Source organism: Aeromicrobium alkaliterrae (assembly GCF_039529015.1).
GTDB lineage: Bacteria > Actinomycetota > Actinomycetes > Propionibacteriales > Nocardioidaceae > Aeromicrobium > Aeromicrobium alkaliterrae.
Genome location: NZ_BAAAME010000002.1, coordinates 135,049 through 152,686, shown reverse-complemented (window position 1 = coordinate 152,686; position 17,638 = coordinate 135,049). Strand labels below are relative to the sequence as shown.

Sequence of the window (17,638 nt, the reverse complement as noted above, 5' to 3'; positions counted from 1 at the left end):
CGGAGGTATACGCAGGGCCCATCCTCGAGATTGGTCACCCACGACCCGGAGAGCTCGACCAAGGGTTCTTCTTTCTGTTGGACACCTACTTCGGCGACCGGAAGAGCAAACTCCGGGTCAAGCTCACGGAGGAACAGCATGAGACCGCAATCCGTTGGTACAGGGACAGGGCCACGGTGATTGTCGCCGGATCAGCCGAGCAGGTGAAGACAGGGCTTTCTATGCAGGAGCCGACGCGCCTCGAGGCTTGGAGCAACACAACGCTGCGCTTCGATGAAAGCCCTGAATGACAGGCACCACGGTCGCGAACTGGAGCGACGGATCCTCCCTGTTGCTGCAAACGCGGCGCCCTCGTAGCCAGAGCTTGAGCCGGTAGCTGCAATGGCTTCTTACTCGTTCAACCACGCTGAACGCTATGCGGTGTACACGACGCACGGCGACCGCTGCTACATCTGCACTCGGCCTATCGATCTAGCCTCCTTCCACGTTGATCACGTCATACCGGTGTCGCTGTTGGACGACTCGAACCGATTAGCCGGAGTCCTTCGCGACCTCGGAAGGACTGACGACTTCGATCTCAACTCCTTCGCCAACTGGCTTCCGGCCTGTCCCCCGTGCAATACATCGAAGAATGCGCTGGTGTGGGAACCGTCGCTCCTGGTCCAGAAGTATCTACAGGCTGCCGGTTCGAAGGCGGAACAAGCACGCCAGCGGGCCGAGAAGGTAGTACGAAATCAAGAGATTGGGAAAGTTCTCAATACTCTGTTTCGAGTGCACGAGCAGGGCGGGCTCGATGATGAGACGAAGGCACAGCTCGCCATACTTATCTCCGACTACTCGAAGGATCACGCGGCCAATGCGGAGCCGGATGTTGTCCGCCTAACTCCGACTTACACAGCGCCACTGTTCGAGATCCTGAGTGACAACGGCACCAGTCGCGTAGTGCGAGGACCGTATGGCACAGGTGGAGGTCCTAGTCAGAACTCAGACCCCCGGCTTGATTGCTCGGCGTGCGGTTACTCGTACTTCAACGGAGTCCGCTGCGTCATCTGCGGCAACATGGACGATGATTGATTTCGGAAGTCATCAGTAAGCCAGTCCCCAAAAACGACCTTGGAACCTGCGCAGGATCTTTGCTGTCATGACGGGGCGGTGAGCTGAGACCCCCGTCATGGGGTATACCCCCGCCAGTCATCCTGCGGCGCGTGCGACTGACGTCGCGCATGGCGATCTTCACCGAGGCAGGTACCGATGGACACAATGGGGACGTGTTCAAGAAGCATCGCCGCTCATGCTGACGTATCCGGAACGAGGTACAGGCCCGTGAACGAACAACCTAAGCTCGTCTCTCCGTCGGAGCTGTCCGGTCTCCGAAAGGGCAAGTTGTCCAGGATGAAGTCGACGGACGTCGCAGGCGTCCCGGCTACCAAGTGGGATTGGGAACGGGCTCTCAAGGACCGATCACGACGAGAGGGCATGACCGCCGGCTGTCAGCACATCGCGCTTCTGATGAGCACCTACGCAGACGGAGACGGCAGCAGCATTCGCCCTACCGCGCAAACGCTGGCCGATGTCTCGGGCAAGAGTCGCGCGACGGTGCACGAGGCTCTTCGCTACCTTCGCGAAAGGGGCTGGGTACTCCAAGTTGCCCGCGGCGCCGGGGCCTCGCGCATGGCAAGTGTGTACAGGCTGACGATCCCGCCCCTGCCCGAGTGACGGGCTCACCGCGCCCCGGTCAAGGTCTCAGTACCTGATCCCGATCTTCATCTCGTGCCCAATCACGGAGGTGCTCCGCAAGTCCTGGCGAACGATCATCGTCGGTTCTCGATTGTGCTCTCACGTCGCGTTTCCGACCTCCAGAACCTGTGGACAGACGCGTCACAACCGCGCCCAAAAAAAGCGAAACTCCCGGCGAGTCGACTTGCTTCCTGGAGATCGCACCGGGCGAGGGGCGTAGTCCATAGTCCAGCGAGGAGTACACCACCAGACCTCTTATCTACGTACGTAGTAGGTAGATAGACCGTAGTGCGCGCGTATACCACGAGCCACCGACAAGAAGCGGGGACTCGACCACTGCAGTCAGGTCCAGCAAAGTCGAAATATCCGTTCTGAGGCTCTTAAGCGGATCAAAGAGGGTCTAGACCCTCTCCAGGCCCGGATCGGCGCCCTGAGGGCCCTCAGAGGCCGTCTGAGGGCACTCCTTCAGGTCGCGGGGTTGCGGGCGCGAGCCAGATCGGCTACGTTGGCCTCGAACGTGACAAGGCCCCAGGGTGGAGACCATCTCAACCAACTAGGGGTCGACGGTCCGCCTCTGGGGCCTTGGGACACCAAACTTTCGCGGGTCAGGTGTTCTCAGAGCTTACAGCGGTAAGGCTGTCTCGTCATCCTCCGGTCAGATGCTGGAGGTCGACGGGTTCGGTCGACCGTGTCGGTTCAGAGAGGTTCAACCATGAGTGACCACCGGATCGTCTGCTGCGAGCAGACCGGCTGCAGCACCTCTGGCCACATCGTCGCCGTTGGCATCGGCAGCGACCCCAAGAAGGCCAAGAAGCGCATGACCGTGCGCGAGGTCTGGACCGCCATGGACGACGGCGACCGCTTCTACACCGCAGACGCCGACGGCAACACTGCCTGGGTCAAGAAGTTGTGGTGCGGATGTGGCAAGGGGTCGCTGAAGTCCGAGCCCGACCGCACCACCGCCAACAACCTGGACAACCTCCGACTCTGCAGTTGGAGCGCCTCCTGAGGTAGGCCGCGGGGGCCCCGAGCATCGTTTCGGGGCCCCTAACGCGTCGGAGAATGTCCGTCATTGCAAGGTTCACCGCGACGGCATCAGGCGCCAAGACCTCGCGGGAGAGAACCCGTCATGCAGCCGCTTGCAACAGCAAGCAGGAACAAAATCCCCTTAAATGTCACAAGGCGAAGACGATCGTGACGGGCAGGATCGCGAAGACGACCGGCACCATCATGAGGACCTCGCGGCGTCCTCCGGACTCGATGAGCGCCCGGCGAGCAGACTCGCGGACGTCGGCCGACTGCGCGTGCAGCACGTCGACCAGGGGCGTTCCGCGCTCGATCGCTCCGGCCAGCGCCTCGGCGAAGCGAGAGATGCTGCCGACGCCGGTGCGGGAGGCGAGCGCGTCGAAGGCGTCGGCGACCGTGCCACCGGCGTGGACGTCGCCCATCACCCGCTGCAGCTCCTCGGACAGCTCGCCGTGAGCGATCGTGGAGACGCGCTGGACGGCGGCCGCCGGGCTCTCCCCCGCGGCGACGGCGAGGGCGAGCATGTCGGCGACGGTCGGGAACTCCTGCTCCATCGCCCGTTCGCGATCGGTGACGCGGCGGGTCAGGTCGTGGTCGCACCACCACGCGGCCATCACGGTGGCGGCGAGGCAGAACACGAGCAGCGCGATCGGCTGCGCCGGGCGCCGGGCCGCGACGAGGAGGCACAAGCCGATCGAGGCAGCTGCAGCAGCTCCGGCCCACCGCAGCTGGCGCAGGCGGAAGTCCTCGACGCGCAGGGACGAGCCGAGGCGGTCGAGCCGGCGCTGCACGTCGGCCGGCCCACCGATGGCGTCCGCGACCGCCGTGGCGAAGCGCCGCGCCTGGTCGGCCCACGAGGTGCGGCCGGGGTCTGCGGGCGCCGGTGGGCGGACGTCGCGGACGTAGGGGGCGACGCGGTCGATCAGCGCGGGCCGTCGGGTGCCGAGCCATCCGGCGACGACCAGGACGACACCGACCGCGAGCGACCCGGCCAGCAGCCCGCCGACCACGGCGGGACTCACGCGAACACCCGGCGCTCGGTGGGCAGGCGCCCGATGCGGATCATCAGGCGGTAGGCGGCGACGCACACCACGGCGCCGCCGAGCACGATGACGGCGCCAGTCGGCGTCGAGTAGCGCTCCACCACCTCGGGGCGCCCGGCCATGCTGAGCAGCACGAGCCACGGCGCCGCGGCCGCGACCCGGGCGCCGTTCACGGTCCACGACTGGCGCGCCTCGAGCTCGCCGCGGGTGCGGAGGTCGTCGCGCAGGAACCCCGACAGCGACCGGAGCACGCGGCCAAGATCGTGCCCGCCGACGTGACGGGTCAGCCGCAGCGCCTCGACCACCCGGTCGCCCGTCGGATCGGCGAGCCGCGCCTTGAGCCGGTCGAGCGCGTCGTCGAAGCGGCCCGACGCGCGGTGGTCGCGCCCGAACTGGTCGAAGTAGGGGCGCAGCTGCTCGGGACCTCGCCGCCCGAGCGCCGCGACGGCCTCCGGCAGCGACATCCCGGCCCTCACGGCCGCCGCCAGGTGGTCGACGGCGTCGGGCCAGGCAGCGCGGCGCTCGCGCAGTCGGCGCTCGCGACGTGCGCGTCGGACCGCACTCGGCAGCATCGCCGCCAGCAGGCCCACGCCGAGTCCGATCGTCGCGGCACCCGTGACACCCGCGACGAGAACGGTCGCGACCGCGGCGCATCCCACCGCCATCCCGACGTCGCGCGGCGCGACGCGTGAGGGCGCGGGTGCGCTGCGCCGCCGGTGGATGCGGGGTTCGTCAGGAGTCGTCCACCACGAGCCGATCAGGGCCAGGCCGAGGCCGATCAGCAGCCCGATCAGCGCTCCCACGACCGACCTCCCAGCAGCGAGTCGAGGTCGAGGCCGGCCCGCTCGAACGCCTCGGTGCGGACGGGGCGGCCCATCCCCCGCACGAGCTCACCGCCGCGCCGCTCGTAGACCGCCTCGCTCTCGATGCTGCCCGACTCGATCCGCCCCGTGACGGCGACGACCTCGCGCACCGCCCGCTGGCCCGCGGCGTCCATCGCGGTGTGCACCACGAGGTCGACCGTGCTGGCGACGGTCGGCAGCACGAACCCGGTGCCGATGTTCTCGCCCGCGAGCAGCGGGAGGGTGCTGAGCTTGGCGAGCGCCTGGCGGGCCGAGCTCGCGTGGATCGACGCCATGCCGGGGAGCCCGGAGTTCAGGGCCAGGAGCAGGTCGAGGCACTCCGCCGCCCGGACCTCGCCGATGATCAGCCGCGTCGGCCGCATGCGCAGCGACTCCTTGACCAGCGCCCGCAGGTCGATGCCACCGGTGCCCTCAAGCCCCGGCGCACGGCACTGGAGCTGCACCCAGTCGGGGTGCGTGATCTGCAGCTCGTAGACCTCCTCGGCCGAGACGATGCGCTCGTGCCCGGGGATCGCGCCGGCCAAGCAGTTGAGGAGCGTCGTCTTGCCGGCCTGGGTTGCGCCGGAGACGACGATGTTGAGGCCCGCGACGACCGCGCCGCGCAGGAACCGCGCGGCGGCGGGGTCGAGGGTGCCGAGGTCGACGAGCGCGTCCAGGTCGTGCGCGCGGGCCACGAACTTGCGGACGTTGACCGCGGTGAAGCCCTTCGAGATCCCGTCGAGCACGGCGTGCAGCCGATGGCCCCCGGGAAGGCTGGCGTCGACGAACGGCTGACTCACGTCGAGGCGGCGGCCCGTCGCCGACAGCATCCGCTCGACCAGCTCGCGCACCCCGTCGGTGGTCAGGATCGTGCTGGTCAGCTCGTGCCGCCCACCGCGCGCCACGAACACCCGGTCAGGGGCGTTGATCCAGATCTCCTCGACCGACGGGTCGTCCAGGTAAGGCTGCAGGACCCCGAGCCCTGCGACGTCGGAGACCAGCCGCGCCACCTCCGCGTCGGTCTCGTCGATCGTGCGGACCGCGCCTGTCAGGCTGGCGCGCTCGTGATCCTCCACCACGTCGAGCACCGCCTGGCGCACCCCAGCCGGATCGGCGCGCGGGTCGATCCGGCGCTCCCGCACCAGGTCGCGCACACGCATGCTGAGCGTCGTCGCAGGATCCACCGTCATCCCCCCGGAGTCGTCGATGTGCCGAAACCCTGGACCGGAGGCCGGGAACCCTGCAACCACCCGAGGCTGCAATCTGGGGAAAAGCCAGGAAATGCTAGTGATCAGTAGCAGAATCGTGGCCAGCGCGTGGTTGCGGTGCCCCCTTCGAGGCTCCTTCGTCGCACCTCAGGGGGCGAGGGCGGTGTCGAGGTCGTCGAAGACCTCGGGGGTGTACTGGTCGCCGGAGCCGTCGGCGCTGACGTCGACGTCGGGGTCGGGCAGGAGGCCGTCGGGGTCGACGAGGCGGATCTCGTGGCCGTCCATCCGCAGGCGACGGACGCCCTCGAGCAGCATGCGGCGGGCCACGTCGTGAATGCGGTGGACGCGGTGGAGGTCGATCACCACGACGCCGTCACCCTCGGGCTCCCCCTCGAGCCCGCGCAGCACGCGCTCGGCCTCGATGAAGCGCAGGTCACCGGCGACCTCGTGGACCGACGGCCTGCCCTCCTCCTGCGACTTAGGCGTGCGGACGACCGACCGCGCCGACTCCGGAGCCTCCATGAGGTGCAGACCCATGTCGGCCGAGAGCCGCTCGAACGCCCGCACCCCCCGGCTGCTGTTGCCGTGCTCGTCGAGCCGCGGCGAGAACACGGCGATCCCGACCTGGCCCGGCAGCACGCCGATCAGCCCGCCGGCCACGCCGCTCTTCGCGGGGATGCCCACCGTCGTGAGCCAGTCCCCCGCCGCGTCGTACATGCCGCACGTCGCCATGACGCTCAGCACCTGCCGGGTCACCGACGTCTCGAGCACCCGCGTTCCGTCGGCCGCCACCCCGTTCGCGGCGAGCACCGACGCCATGCGCGCGAGGTCCTCCACCGTGACCGACACCGAGCACTGGCGGGTGTAGCCACGCACCACCTCGGCCGGGTCGTCGTCGAGGGTGCCGACCGTCTTGAGCATGTAGGCGATCGCCATGTTGCGGTCGGCCGTCGACAGCTCGGACTCGAAGACGTCCTCGTCGACCGACAGCTCGCGGCCGGCCAGACGGGAGTAGAGCTCGACGATCCGCTCGGACCGTCCGTCGGCGTCGTCACCCGCGACGAGCGCGTGCGCCTCGATGGCCCCGGCGTTGATCATCGGGTTGCGCGGCCGGCCGGTCGACGGCTCGAGCGAGATCTCGTTGAAGGCGTCGCCCGACGGCTCGACGTCGATCTTCTCGAGCACCCCGTCCAAGCCCTGGTCGGTGATCGCGAGCGCGTAGGTGAAGGGCTTGGAGATCGACTGGATCGTGAACTCCACGTCGGCGTCCCCGGCGCTGTACACCTGACCGTCGAGCGTCGCGATCGCGATCGCGTACCGGTCGGGATCGGCCGTGGCCAGCTCGGGGATGTAGTCGGCCACCTCACCGTCGTCCTCGCCGCAGATCTCGAGGAGCTCGGCGAGGTAGTCATTCATCGGTGCCTTCATGACGTGATGCTGTCACGCTCGGAAACGTCCGGACCACGCGGCAGGATGAGGCCATGAGATCCGACCTCGCCCCCTGGCGTCTCGGCCCGCAGCTGCTGGCCGGCACCACGCTCGACAGTCCCGAGGAGGTCGTCCGGCACTTCGGCGCGGTCCAGTCCCAGGAGCACCTGTGGGCCCCGTGGGCGGTCGGGATGCGGTGCGGCGCCACGTTCGAGCAGGTCCTCGACGGCCTGTGGCCGCGCGACGTGGTCCGCACCCACGCCCTGCGCACCACGTGGCACTACGTCCACGCCGCCGACCTGCCCCACGTCATCGCCGCCACCGCCGACCGCGTCATGGGCCAGCTGGTCTCGCACATGCGTCGCGCCGGGCTCGAGGAGGCGCAGCTGATGGCCGCCAGCGAGGTCGTCACGCAGGTCGTGCGCGAGAACCCCGGTTGCACCCGCACCCTGATCGCCGAGCGGCTGCGCGACGCCGGGCACGAGGAGAAGGGCGACCGCCTCGCCCACGTCGTCATGGCCGCCGAGCTGCGCGGCGACATCGGCGGCGAGCGACGCCCCGGCCAGCACGAGTACCACGCGCTCGACCTCGGTCCGCTGCCGTCGCACGACGACGCGCTGGCCTGGATCGCTCGCACCTACGCGCGCGGCCACGGCCCGGTCACCGCCCACGACCTCGCGTGGTGGTCGAGCCTCACGGTGCGCCAGGCACGTCACGCGATCGAGCTGGCCGGGCTCCAGCCGGTCACGCTCGCGGGTCAGGAGCTGTGGTCGCTCGGCGAGCCGCAGCGGGTCGAGGTTCCCCCGGTGCTGCTGCTGGCCAACTTCGACGAGGTCATCTCCCACGTGCGTGACGGCGACGTGAAGGCCGACGCGGGCCCCGGCTACGACACCGCGATGTTCGCGACCGGCCTGCTGTTCCTCGGCGGCCGTCTGCAGGGCCACTGGAAGCGCACCGTCGGCAAGGACCAGGTCGACGTCGAGGTGTCGCCCGACCGGCCGCTCACGGCCGCCGAGCGCACGCTCCTCGACGAGCAGATCGAGCGCTTCAGAGCCTTCGCCGCGTGACCGCGAACACGCCCTACTGACGGGTACAAAACCGCTGCGGGAACGGCGATCGGTGAGCGTCGTCACGACACCGAGACCCGGAACCTTGGCGCATGTCGGGCGCGTTAAGGTGACTACAACAACCCCCGTGTTCACCGCGCTATCCGGAAGAGGCGATCTGGGCCGTGGCCGAGTCCTCCACCACTGAAAACTCCAACTCCTCACTGCCTGACTTCGGCACCAATCAGTGGCTCGTGGAGGAGATGTACGAGCGCTACCAGGCCGACCCGAAGTCGGTCGACGGCGAGTGGGCGGACTTCTTCGCCAAGGGCGGCACCCCCAACGGCGTGCCGAGCGACAGCCCCGCCGCCGCGACGCCGAAGCAGACCGCCACCGCGACTGCTGCCGCCAACCAGGCCACGGCGGCGACGGCTCCCAAGAAGGAGCCCACCGTGACCAGCCCGGTCACCGCCACCCCCGCCGCGTCCAACGGCACCGTGCCCGACGGCTCGAGCAAACTACCCGCCGCCAAGGCCGCACCGTCGGTCGTGAAGTCCACCACCGCCGCCACGTCGCCCACCGCGACCGCGACGCCGGCCGAGGGTCCGGGCGAGGTCGAGAAGGTCGTCCTCAAGGGCGCCGCCGCGCGCACCGCGCAGAACATGGACGCGAGCCTCGCGGTCCCGACCGCCACCTCGGTCCGCTCCGTGCCGGTCAAGCTGCTGTTCGACAACCGCACGGTCATGAACAACCACCTCGCCCGCGCCCGCGGCGGCAAGGTCTCGTTCACGCACATCATCGGCTACGCCGTGGTCCGCGCCGTCGCCTCGCTGCCGGAGATGAACACCGGCTACGAGACGAACGAGGCCGGCAAGCCCGTCCAGCTCAAGCCCGAGCACGTCAACTTCGGCCTCGCGATCGACCTGCAGAAGAAGGACGGCACGCGTCAGCTGCTCGTCCCGAGCATCAAGGCCGCCGAGACGATGAACTTCGCGCAGTTCTGGCAGGCCTACGAGGTCATGGTCAAGAAGGCGCGCGACGGCAAGCTCGAGGTCTCCGACTTCCAGGGCACCACGGTCTCGCTGACCAACCCCGGCGGCATCGGCACCAACCACTCCGTGCCGCGCCTCATGGCCGGCCAGGGCGTCATCGTCGGCGTCGGCTCGATGGAGTACCCGCCGGAGTTCCAGGGCGCCTCCGAGCACACGCTCGCGCAGATGGCGATCAGCAAGATGATGACGCTGACCTCGACCTACGACCACCGCGTCATCCAGGGTGCGCAGTCGGGCGAGTTCCTCAAGCGCGTCCACCAGCTGCTGATCGGCGCCGAGGGCTTCTACGACGAGATCTTCACCGCCCTGCGCATCCCCTACGAGCCCATCCGCTGGGCCCAGGACATCGCCGTCAGCCACGACGACGACATCGACCGCCAGGCGCGCGTGCTCGAGCTCATCCACGCGTTCCGCGTGCGCGGCCACCTCATGGCCGACACGAACCCGCTGGAGTACAAGCAGCGTCGCCACCCCGACCTCGACACCGCCTCGCACGGCCTGACCCTGTGGGACCTCGACCGCGAGTTCCCCACGGGCCCGTCGTTCGGCGGCGAGCGCCGCTACATGAAGCTGCGCGAGATCCTCGGCATCCTGCGCGACTCGTACTGCCGCACGGTCGGCACCGAGTACATGTACATCGAGGACCCGGCCGAGCGCCGCTGGTTCCAGGAGCGCATGGAGCGCGGGTACACCAAGCCCCCGCGCGAGGAGCAGCTCCGCATCCTCGAGAAGCTCAACGAGGCCGAGGCCTTCGAGACCTTCCTGCAGACCAAGTTCGTCGGCCAGAAGCGCTTCAGCCTCGAGGGCGGCGAGACCACGGTCCCGCTGCTCGACGAGATCTGCGAGGAGGCAGCCAGCGACGGCCTCGAGGAGGTCTGCATCGGCATGGCCCACCGCGGCCGCCTCAACGTGCTGGTCAACATCGCCGGCAAGAGCCCGGGCGCGGTCTTCCGCGAGTTCGAGGGCAACATCGACCCCCGCACGGTGCAGGGCTCGGGCGACGTCAAGTACCACCTGGGCGTCGAGGGCGAGTTCACCTCCGAGCACGGCGACACGATCAAGGTCTCGGTCGCGGCCAACCCGTCGCACCTCGAGGTCGTCGACCCGGTGCTCGAGGGCATCACCCGCGCCAAGCAGGACGTGCTCAACCGCGGCGAGGAGTTCCCGGTCCTGCCGGTCCTCGTCCACGGTGACGCGGCCTTCGCCGGCCAGGGTGTCGTCGCCGAGACGCTGAACCTGTCGCAGCTGCGCGGCTACCGCACCGGCGGCACGATCCACGTCATCGTCAACAACCAGGTCGGCTTCACCACGAGCCCCTCGTCGTCGCGCTCCTCGACGTACTGCACCGACGTCGCCCGGATGATCCAGGCGCCGGTCTTCCACGTCAACGGCGACGACCCCGAGGCCTGCATCCGGGTCGCGGCGCTCGCCTACGAGTACCGCAAGACGTTCCACAAGGACGTCATCATCGACCTGATCTGCTACCGCCGCCGTGGCCACAACGAGGGCGACGACCCCTCGTTCACCCAGCCGCTGATGTACGACACGATCGAGAAGAAGAAGTCGGTGCGCAAGCTGTACACCGAGGCCCTCGTCGGTCGTGGCGACATCACGCTCGAGGAGGCCGAGGCGGCGCTGAACGACTACCAGGCCCGCCTGGAGCGCAACTTCAAGGACGTCAAGGACGCCGAGCACGCGCCGGCCGACTACTCGCGCACGCCCGACTACCCCGAGAAGCCGGAGATCTCCGGCGCGCTCGAGACCGCGATCACCCCCGAGGTGCTCAAGGCCGTCGCCGACGCGTACACCAACGTCCCGGAGGGCTTCACGGTCCACCCGAAGGTGCTCCCCCAGCTGCAGCGTCGCGCCGCGTCGATCACGGCCGGCCCCATCGACTGGGGCACGGGCGAGATCCTCGCGTTCGGCTCGCTGCTGCTCGACGGCCGTCCGGTGCGCATGGCGGGCCAGGACTCGCGTCGTGGCACGTTCTCCTCGCGCTTCGCGACGATCATCGACCGCACCAACGCCGACGAGTGGACCCCGCTGTCCAACATCGCCGAGGAGCAGGCTCCGTTCTTCATCTACGACTCGCTGCTCAGCGAGTACGCCGCGCTCGGCTTCGAGTACGGCTACTCGGTGGCGCGTCCGGAGGCGCTGACCCTGTGGGAGGCGCAGTTCGGTGACTTCATCAACGGCGCCCAGTCGGTCATCGACGAGTACCTGAGCTCGGGCGAGACCAAGTGGGGCCAGAAGTCCGGCGTCGTGCTGCTGCTGCCGCACGGCTACGAGGGCCAGGGCCCGGACCACTCGTCGGCCCGCATCGAGCGCTTCCTGGCGCTCGCGGCGAACGACGAGATCACGCTCGCCCAGCCGTCGAGCCCGGCCTCGTACTTCCACCTGCTGCGCAAGCACACGCTGGAGGCTGAGCACCGTCCGCTGGTCGTCTTCACGCCCAAGTCGATGCTCCGCAGCAAGGCCGCGGCGTCGCAGCCCGACGAGTTCACCAGCGGCACGTTCAAGCCGGTCATCGGCGACACGACTGTCGATCCCGACCAGGTCGAGCGTGTGCTGCTGGTCACGGGCAAGCTGACCTGGGAGCTGATCGCCGAGCGCGAGAAGCGCGAGGACACCCGTACCGCGATCGTCCGGGTCGAGCAGCTCTACCCGCGTCCCGCGGCCGAGCTGGCGGCCGAGCTCGCGCGCTACCCGAAGCTCAACGAGGTCCGCTGGGTCCAGGACGAGCCTGAGAACCAGGGCGCCTGGCCGCACGTGAAGCACCACTTCACGGGCGCCTTCGACGGCCTGCCGCTCAAGGGCGTCACGCGTCCGGAGTCCTCCACGACGGCCGTGGGCTCGCACCCGCGCCACGTCGAGGAGGCCCGCGAGCTGCTCGGCCGCGCGTTCGGCTGAGCCGTGTACTTCACCGATCGCGGGATCGAGGAGCTGGCGTCGCGCCGGGGTGACGAGACCGTCACCCTGGCGTGGCTCGCCGAGCGGCTGTCGGAGTTCGTCGACGTCAACCCCGAGTTCGAGGTCGAGATCGAGCGCTTCGCCACCTGGCTCGCGCGCTTGGACGACGACGAGGACTGACCGAGCCCTGCGAGGGAAGCTCCGAGTCAGGTCGAGCGCGACACGCGCGCAGCGCGTCGGCTGACGAGACCCGGTCGGCTACCCGAGGCGCGAGCCACGGGAGGTCCGGCGGCATGCCCTTCGAGGCTCGTCGTTCCTCCTCGCACCTCAGGGCCCGGAACGTCTCCGCCACCTGAGGTGCGACGAAGGAGCCTCGAAGGGGGCACCTCAACCACCGGTGCGTGGCTACGCGATCCGCCTCGCCAGGAGGGTGGCGTCGTCGATCTCGACGACGCGGCCGTCACGCTCGACGCGGCGGGGGCGCTGCTCGACGACGAGGGTCTCGAAGTCCTCGCCGAGGGCTGCGAGCATGTCCTCGGCGTGCCACATAGCGGCCTGCTGCTTCGGCGAGTGGTGGGTGAACACCTCCGAGGGAGCGTGGCCCACGACGAGCAGATGACCACCGGGGGCGACGGCCTTCGTCAGCTCGGCCACGACCTCGACCATCGACGTTCCCGGGTGGAGGAAGTGTGTGGTCACGAGGTCGAACGTCGGCGAACCCGCCTGCTCGTGATCCTCGGCGAAGGTCCGCGCGTCGACCCGCCACCAGCTCGTCCGCTCCCCCACGCCGGCTTCCTCGGCGTGACGAGCGGCCCGCGCGAGTCCCTCGGGCGAGAAGTCGGCGCCGGTCACGGTCCATCCCTGCTGGGCGAGCCAGATGACGTCACCGCCCTCGCCGGACCCGAGATCGAGCGCCGTGCCCGGGGTCAGCCCGGTGACCTCGGTGACGAGCTGCGGGTTGGGGTTCCCGCTCCAGATCGTGTCGGGGCCGGAGTAGCGCTCGTCCCACCCGGCCTGCTCGAAGTAGTCGGGGGCGTCGTCGTGGTCGTGCTGGTGCTCGCTCATGGAACGAGCCTGACCCAACCCTGCCGAACGAGCAACATTTCTTGCCGATGTGGCAAACTGCCCGCATGGACGACCAGATCGAGCAGGTCCTCGACGGCGTGGGTCCGCGGCTCAAGGCGCTGCGCGTCGCTCGCGGCTCCACCCTGGCCGAGCTCGCCGCCGACACCGGCATCTCCGTCAGCACCCTGTCGCGCCTCGAGTCGGGCCAGCGGCGGCCCACGCTGGAGCTCCTGCTCCCCCTCTCGCGCGTGCACCAGGTGCCGCTGGACGAGCTCGTCGGCGCGCCCGAGACCGGTGATCCGCGCGTTCGCGCGAAACCGGTCGTGCGCCACGGCCGTACGTTCATCCCGCTCACCCGTCGCCCCGGCGGGCTGCAGGCGTTCAAGATCATCATCCCGCCGCACGACCCACCCGAGCCCTACGAGCCTCGCGTGCACGAGGGCTACGAGTGGGTCTACGTCCTCTCAGGTCGTCTGCACCTCGAGCTCGCCGGGCGGGTCACCGACGTCGGACCCGGCGAGGTCGTGGAGTTCGACACCCGCACCCCGCACGTCGTGGCCAACCGCGGCGACATCCCGACCGAGATCCTGGGCCTGTTCGGGCCCCAGGGCGAGCGGATGCACGTCCGTTCCGGGCAGTAGGCGGCTCGATCAGAGGACGATCACGCCGATGACCCAGATCGTCGCGAACGCCGCGAGGCCCTCGACCAGCGTGGCGACCGTCAAGGTCTTGTAGGCCGTGGCGACCGGGATCCGGCTGAGCTGCGACACGACCCAGAAGTACGAGTCGTTGGCGTGCGACACGACCATCGCGCCGGCACCGATGGCCAGCACCGTCAGGACCATGCCCATCTGCGAGTCCAGTCCCAGCGATCCGAGCAGCGGCGCGACGAGCGCCGACGTCGTGACGAGCGAGACCGTCGACGACCCCTGCGCCGTCTTGAGCGCTGCCGCGATGATGAACGGCACGAGCAGACCGAGCCCCAGGTCGCTGAGGTTGTCGGCCAGGAAGTCCGTGATCGGCGACGCCGCCAGCACTGCGCCGAAGGCCGCACCCGCGGCCGTGATGAGCAGGATCGGGGCGGCGACGCGGATCGACTCGTTGATGTTGTCGTTGAAGCGCTCGAGCTTGCCGGCGCCGCGCAGCAGCAGGGTCGCGGCCGCCAGGCCGATCACGAGCGCCACGACGGGCGTGCCGAGGAACGACAGCACGTCGAACGCCGCACCCTCACCGATCGGACGGGCGGGCAGCTTCACGATCGAGCCGGCACAGATCAGCGCGAGGGGCACCAGGATCGGCATGAACGCCATCCCGGCCGAGGGCAGCGTGCCGTAGCTGGCGCGCAGCTCCTCGTAGGTGTGGTCGGCCAGGTCGTCGCCCTGCGCCGGCAGCATCTCGAACTCGCGGTGCGTGAACCGGCTCGCGAAGAACAGGCCGGCCGCGGCGGCGACGGCGGCGACCGGCAGGCCGATCGCGATCAGCAGGCCGAGCTGCTCGGTGATCCCGATCGCGTCTGCTGCGGCGAGCGGCCCGGGCGTCGGGGGCACGAGGGTGTGCGTCGCGTAGAGACCCGTCATGAGGGCGATCGAGGTCGACAGCGCCGAGACGCCGGTGCGTAGCGTGATCGCCTTGCGCAGCGAGTTCAGGATGACGTAGCCGGAGTCGCAGAACACCGGGATCGACACGATGTAGCCGATGACGGACATCGTGAGGTTCGGGAAGCGGGTCCCGAGGACCTTGATGAGGGCGTCCGCCATCGCGATCGCGGCGCCGGAACGCTCCAGCACGACGCCGATCATCGTGCCGAACAGGATCACGAGGCCGATGTTGCCGAGGTTGTTGCCGAACGCCGTGGTGATCGTCGTGATGACGTCGCCGGTCGAGATCCGGTAGGCGAACGCTCCGATGAACGCGGCGCCCAGCAGGGCGAGGAAGGGCGACAGCTTGAACCGTGCGGTCACCAGCACGATGGCGGCCACGAGCACGAGCAGGATCAGAAGGTCGATCACAGGATGTCCTTTTCAACGGTGACGGTCAGGTAGAAGCGAGTGACCCCGAGGGCCAGGTCGGCCAGGCGTTCCGCGGCGCCGGCCGTGAGCTCGTCGAGCGTCTCGGGACCGCGCGCGATGCTGAGGGCCAGCGTGATCCCGGCGGCGGACAGGGTGGCGTCGTCGACGGCGACCTCACCGCAGAGGGCCACGACGGGAACGCTCGCGGGGGTCATCGCGCGCACCCCCGAGACGACCTTTCCCGCAAGCGACTGCGTGTCGAGGCGTCCCTCGCCGGTCAGGACCAGGTCGGCGTTCGCCAGGAGCTCGCGGGCTCCGACGGCGTCGGCCACGACCTCCCAGCCCGGCTCGAGCTCAGCCCCGAACAGCGCCACCAGGGGCGCGGCGAGGCCGCCGGCTGCCCCCGCGCCAGGCCGGTCGTCGTGATCGACGACGGTCTCGTGGGCCAGGACCCGCGCGAGGCGCGCCAGGCCGGCGTCGAGCTCACGCACCTGGTCGGGGTCGGCGCCCTTCTGCGGGCCGAAGACCGCAGCCGCGCCGCGGGGGCCCGTCAGGGGGTTGGTGACGTCGCACGCGATGCGCCACCGCAGGCCGCGCACCCGCGGGTCGAGCCCGGACAGGTCGAGGCGATCGAGTCGGAGCAGGCCACCACCCCCGGCCGCCACCGCGTGGCCGTCCGCGTCAAGCAGGTCGGCGCCGAGCCCCACGAGCAGTCCGGCACCGCCGTCGGTCGTGGCCGAGCCGCCGATGAACAGCACGATCTCCTCGACGCCAGCGTCGCAGGCGGCCAGCACGAGCGGCGCGAGACCACGGGTCGAGGCCCGCAGGGGCTCGAGCGGCACGTCGCTGACCTGCGGCAGGCCGTTGGCGTCGGCGGCCTCGACGACCGCGGTCCGACCGTCGGGCGACACGCCCAGACGGGCCACGACCGGACGGTCGAGCGCGTCGGTCGTCGCGACCTCCCGCACCACGACCCCCCAGGCGTCGACGATCGCGTCGAGCGCCCCCTCTCCACCGTCGGCGAAGGGCAGGGCAGCCACGTCCACCGGGACCCCGACCTGGGCCGCGCCCGCCCTCGCGCCGGACGCCAAGGACGCGGCGACGTCGGCAGCGCGGAGGCTGCCCTTGAAGGAGTCGGGGATCGCGACGATGCGGAGCACCTCGACAGCGTAGAGACGCAGGTCACAGTCCAGATACGGCCAAACGCCCACACCTCAGCGAAACTTTCGACGTCATCCTGTGCAGAGTGCTGCACCGAGGCGTGAGGTCAGCGCCCCGCGTAGACCGCCATGAGGAGCGTGAAGAGCCCCGCGGCCTGCCGAGGGTCCACCCCGGTCGCGCGCTCGATCTGCGTCAGGCGATGACCGAGGGTGTTGCGGTGCACGTGCAGCTCGGCGGCCGCGTCGCGCAGCGACCGGCTCTCGGCCAGGACCAGGACCGTCTCGGACCAGACCGGCTCCACGACCCGCGCCGCCAGGCGCTCCCGCGAGCGCGGCCCGAGTCGTGCGACGGCCAGCGCGACGTCCCACCTCCAGCGGTCGTCAGCGGCCTCGGGCATCAGGGCCACCGAGTCCGAGATCGCCCGTGCCTCCTCGGCCCTGGTCACCAGCTCCGACAGGTCCGCCACGTCGATGCGGAGCAGCCGGGTCCCCGGCTGCTGCCGGTAGCGCTGGGCGACGTCGACCGGAGCCACGGTCCACCGGCTTCCGTGCAGGATCGTGGTGACCTCGGCCGACGGGACGCGGCCCTGCTCCGGAGCGGGCGACTCCACGAACAGCGTCCACGGCGGTCGCAGGTCGAGTGCCTCGGCGCGGCCCGCGAGCTCGGCGACGCTGCTCGTGCCCGAGGCGAGGGCAGCGACGAAGTCCCGCGACCGGGTCTGCCGGGCGACGGCCCGCTCCCGCTCGAGCTCCCGGCTGATCAACAGCTCGACGGCGACTCCGACGAACCGGGCGGCCGGCGCGACCCGGCTCGGCTCTCCCGTCAGACCCACGACACCGACCAGCCGTCCGCCGACCCGCAGGGGGACGTTGACGCCGGGCCGGTCGCTCGAACCCGGAGCGGGCTGGTCGACGTTGAGCACGCGGTCCTCGGCCAGGGCCTGCTGGGCCGCCTGGTGGAAGGTGCCGATCCGATCGGGGTCGAGCGAGGCGATGATGACGCCGTGCTCGTCCATGATGTTGACGTTGTAGACCGAGTGCGGGGCCAGCGTGTCCACGATCTCCTGCGCGAACTCGCTGCTGAGCGGAGACGGGCCCGCCGCACCGGTCAC

At 69.8% G+C, this 17,638-nt stretch carries 15 protein-coding genes; 7 read left to right on the top strand and 8 right to left on the bottom strand.

Going from position 1 to position 17,638, the window contains the following annotated elements:
- The 3 genes from ABD127_RS01680 to ABD127_RS01670 form a co-directional block, all read left to right on the top strand.
- On the top strand, window positions 1-290 hold a 290-nt coding region (locus ABD127_RS01680; RefSeq protein ID WP_344197051.1), incomplete at its 5' end, for a hypothetical protein.
- Between the two features lie 130 nt (window positions 291-420).
- Window positions 421-1,074 carry an HNH endonuclease gene (locus ABD127_RS01675; RefSeq protein WP_344197049.1) on the top strand — a complete coding sequence of 218 codons (654 nt, stop codon included), beginning with the start codon at window positions 421-423 and terminating at the stop codon, window positions 1,072-1,074.
- A 1,375-nt stretch (window positions 1,075-2,449) separates the two neighbouring features.
- Window positions 2,450-2,746, top strand: coding sequence for a DUF3892 domain-containing protein (locus ABD127_RS01670; RefSeq protein ID WP_344197047.1), 297 nt, complete (start codon window positions 2,450-2,452; stop codon window positions 2,744-2,746).
- 166 nt (window positions 2,747-2,912) lie between these two features.
- Here ABD127_RS01670 and ABD127_RS01665 read toward each other — a convergent pair whose 3' ends face one another.
- From ABD127_RS01665 to ABD127_RS01650, 4 genes are all read right to left on the bottom strand, one after another.
- Window positions 2,913-3,785: a type II secretion system F family protein gene (locus ABD127_RS01665; RefSeq protein WP_344197045.1), complete on the bottom strand. Its 873-nt coding sequence runs from the start codon at window positions 3,783-3,785 to the stop codon at window positions 2,913-2,915.
- The gene (locus tag ABD127_RS01660; protein ID WP_344197042.1) at window positions 3,782-4,609 is read right to left on the bottom strand and encodes a type II secretion system F family protein; all 828 of its coding nucleotides are present in this window, start codon (window positions 4,607-4,609) and stop codon (window positions 3,782-3,784) included. The genes ABD127_RS01665 and ABD127_RS01660 overlap by 4 nt, the downstream gene beginning before the upstream one ends.
- The gene (locus ABD127_RS01655; RefSeq protein WP_344197040.1) at window positions 4,597-5,808 is read right to left on the bottom strand and encodes a TadA family conjugal transfer-associated ATPase; all 1,212 of its coding nucleotides are present in this window, start codon (window positions 5,806-5,808) and stop codon (window positions 4,597-4,599) included. The genes ABD127_RS01660 and ABD127_RS01655 overlap by 13 nt, the downstream gene beginning before the upstream one ends.
- Before the next feature lie 195 nt (window positions 5,809-6,003).
- Window positions 6,004-7,284 carry a glutaminase gene (locus tag ABD127_RS01650; RefSeq protein WP_344197038.1) on the bottom strand — a complete coding sequence of 427 codons (1,281 nt, stop codon included), beginning with the start codon at window positions 7,282-7,284 and terminating at the stop codon, window positions 6,004-6,006.
- 53 nt (window positions 7,285-7,337) lie between these two features.
- Here ABD127_RS01650 and ABD127_RS01645 point away from each other — a divergent pair, with 53 nt between their 5' ends.
- The 3 genes from ABD127_RS01645 (at window position 7,338) to ABD127_RS01635 (ending at window position 12,472) form a co-directional block, all read left to right on the top strand.
- Entirely contained in the window at window positions 7,338-8,351 is a 1,014-nt protein-coding gene (locus ABD127_RS01645) for a DNA glycosylase AlkZ-like family protein (RefSeq protein ID WP_344197036.1), read from the top strand.
- 164 nt (window positions 8,352-8,515) lie between these two features.
- Entirely contained in the window at window positions 8,516-12,292 is a 3,777-nt protein-coding gene (locus tag ABD127_RS01640; RefSeq protein WP_344197034.1) for a multifunctional oxoglutarate decarboxylase/oxoglutarate dehydrogenase thiamine pyrophosphate-binding subunit/dihydrolipoyllysine-residue succinyltransferase subunit, read from the top strand.
- 3 nt (window positions 12,293-12,295) lie between these two features.
- A complete protein-coding gene (locus ABD127_RS01635) occupies window positions 12,296-12,472 on the top strand; it encodes a DUF6104 family protein (RefSeq protein WP_344197032.1) in 177 nt (58 codons plus the stop codon).
- 225 nt (window positions 12,473-12,697) lie between these two features.
- Here ABD127_RS01635 and ABD127_RS01630 read toward each other — a convergent pair whose 3' ends face one another.
- Window positions 12,698-13,357 (bottom strand): class I SAM-dependent methyltransferase, encoded by a 660-nt coding sequence (locus tag ABD127_RS01630; RefSeq protein WP_344197030.1) that lies wholly within the window; start codon window positions 13,355-13,357, stop codon window positions 12,698-12,700.
- 65 nt (window positions 13,358-13,422) lie between these two features.
- Here ABD127_RS01630 and ABD127_RS01625 point away from each other — a divergent pair, with 65 nt between their 5' ends.
- Window positions 13,423-13,998, top strand: a complete 576-nt coding sequence (locus ABD127_RS01625; protein ID WP_344197028.1) for a helix-turn-helix domain-containing protein — start codon at window positions 13,423-13,425, stop codon at window positions 13,996-13,998.
- Between the two features lie 9 nt (window positions 13,999-14,007).
- Here ABD127_RS01625 and ABD127_RS01620 read toward each other — a convergent pair whose 3' ends face one another.
- The 3 genes from ABD127_RS01620 to ABD127_RS01610 form a co-directional block, all read right to left on the bottom strand.
- Window positions 14,008-15,366 (bottom strand): GntP family permease, encoded by a 1,359-nt coding sequence (locus ABD127_RS01620; RefSeq protein ID WP_344197026.1) that lies wholly within the window; start codon window positions 15,364-15,366, stop codon window positions 14,008-14,010.
- A complete protein-coding gene (locus ABD127_RS01615; RefSeq protein ID WP_344197024.1) occupies window positions 15,363-16,526 on the bottom strand; it encodes a glycerate kinase in 1,164 nt (387 codons plus the stop codon). The genes ABD127_RS01620 and ABD127_RS01615 overlap by 4 nt, the downstream gene beginning before the upstream one ends.
- Before the next feature lie 107 nt (window positions 16,527-16,633).
- Window positions 16,634-17,638, bottom strand: a complete 1,005-nt coding sequence (locus ABD127_RS01610; protein WP_344197022.1) for a CdaR family transcriptional regulator — start codon at window positions 17,636-17,638, stop codon at window positions 16,634-16,636.

What these genes read in the sequence shown, in the direction of transcription:
- ABD127_RS01670 (WP_344197047.1), top strand. Translation starts at nt 2,450, where the DNA reads ATGAGTGACCACCGGATCGTCTGCTGCGAGCAGACCGGCTGCAGCACC.
- ABD127_RS01655 (WP_344197040.1), bottom strand. Translation starts at nt 5,808, where the DNA reads ATGCGTGTGCGCGACCTGGTGCGGGAGCGCCGGATCGACCCGCGCGCC.
- ABD127_RS01650 (WP_344197038.1), bottom strand. Translation starts at nt 7,284, where the DNA reads ATGAAGGCACCGATGAATGACTACCTCGCCGAGCTCCTCGAGATCTGC.
- ABD127_RS01645 (WP_344197036.1), top strand. Translation starts at nt 7,338, where the DNA reads ATGAGATCCGACCTCGCCCCCTGGCGTCTCGGCCCGCAGCTGCTGGCC.
- ABD127_RS01630 (WP_344197030.1), bottom strand. Translation starts at nt 13,357, where the DNA reads ATGAGCGAGCACCAGCACGACCACGACGACGCCCCCGACTACTTCGAG.
- ABD127_RS01625 (WP_344197028.1), top strand. Translation starts at nt 13,423, where the DNA reads ATGGACGACCAGATCGAGCAGGTCCTCGACGGCGTGGGTCCGCGGCTC.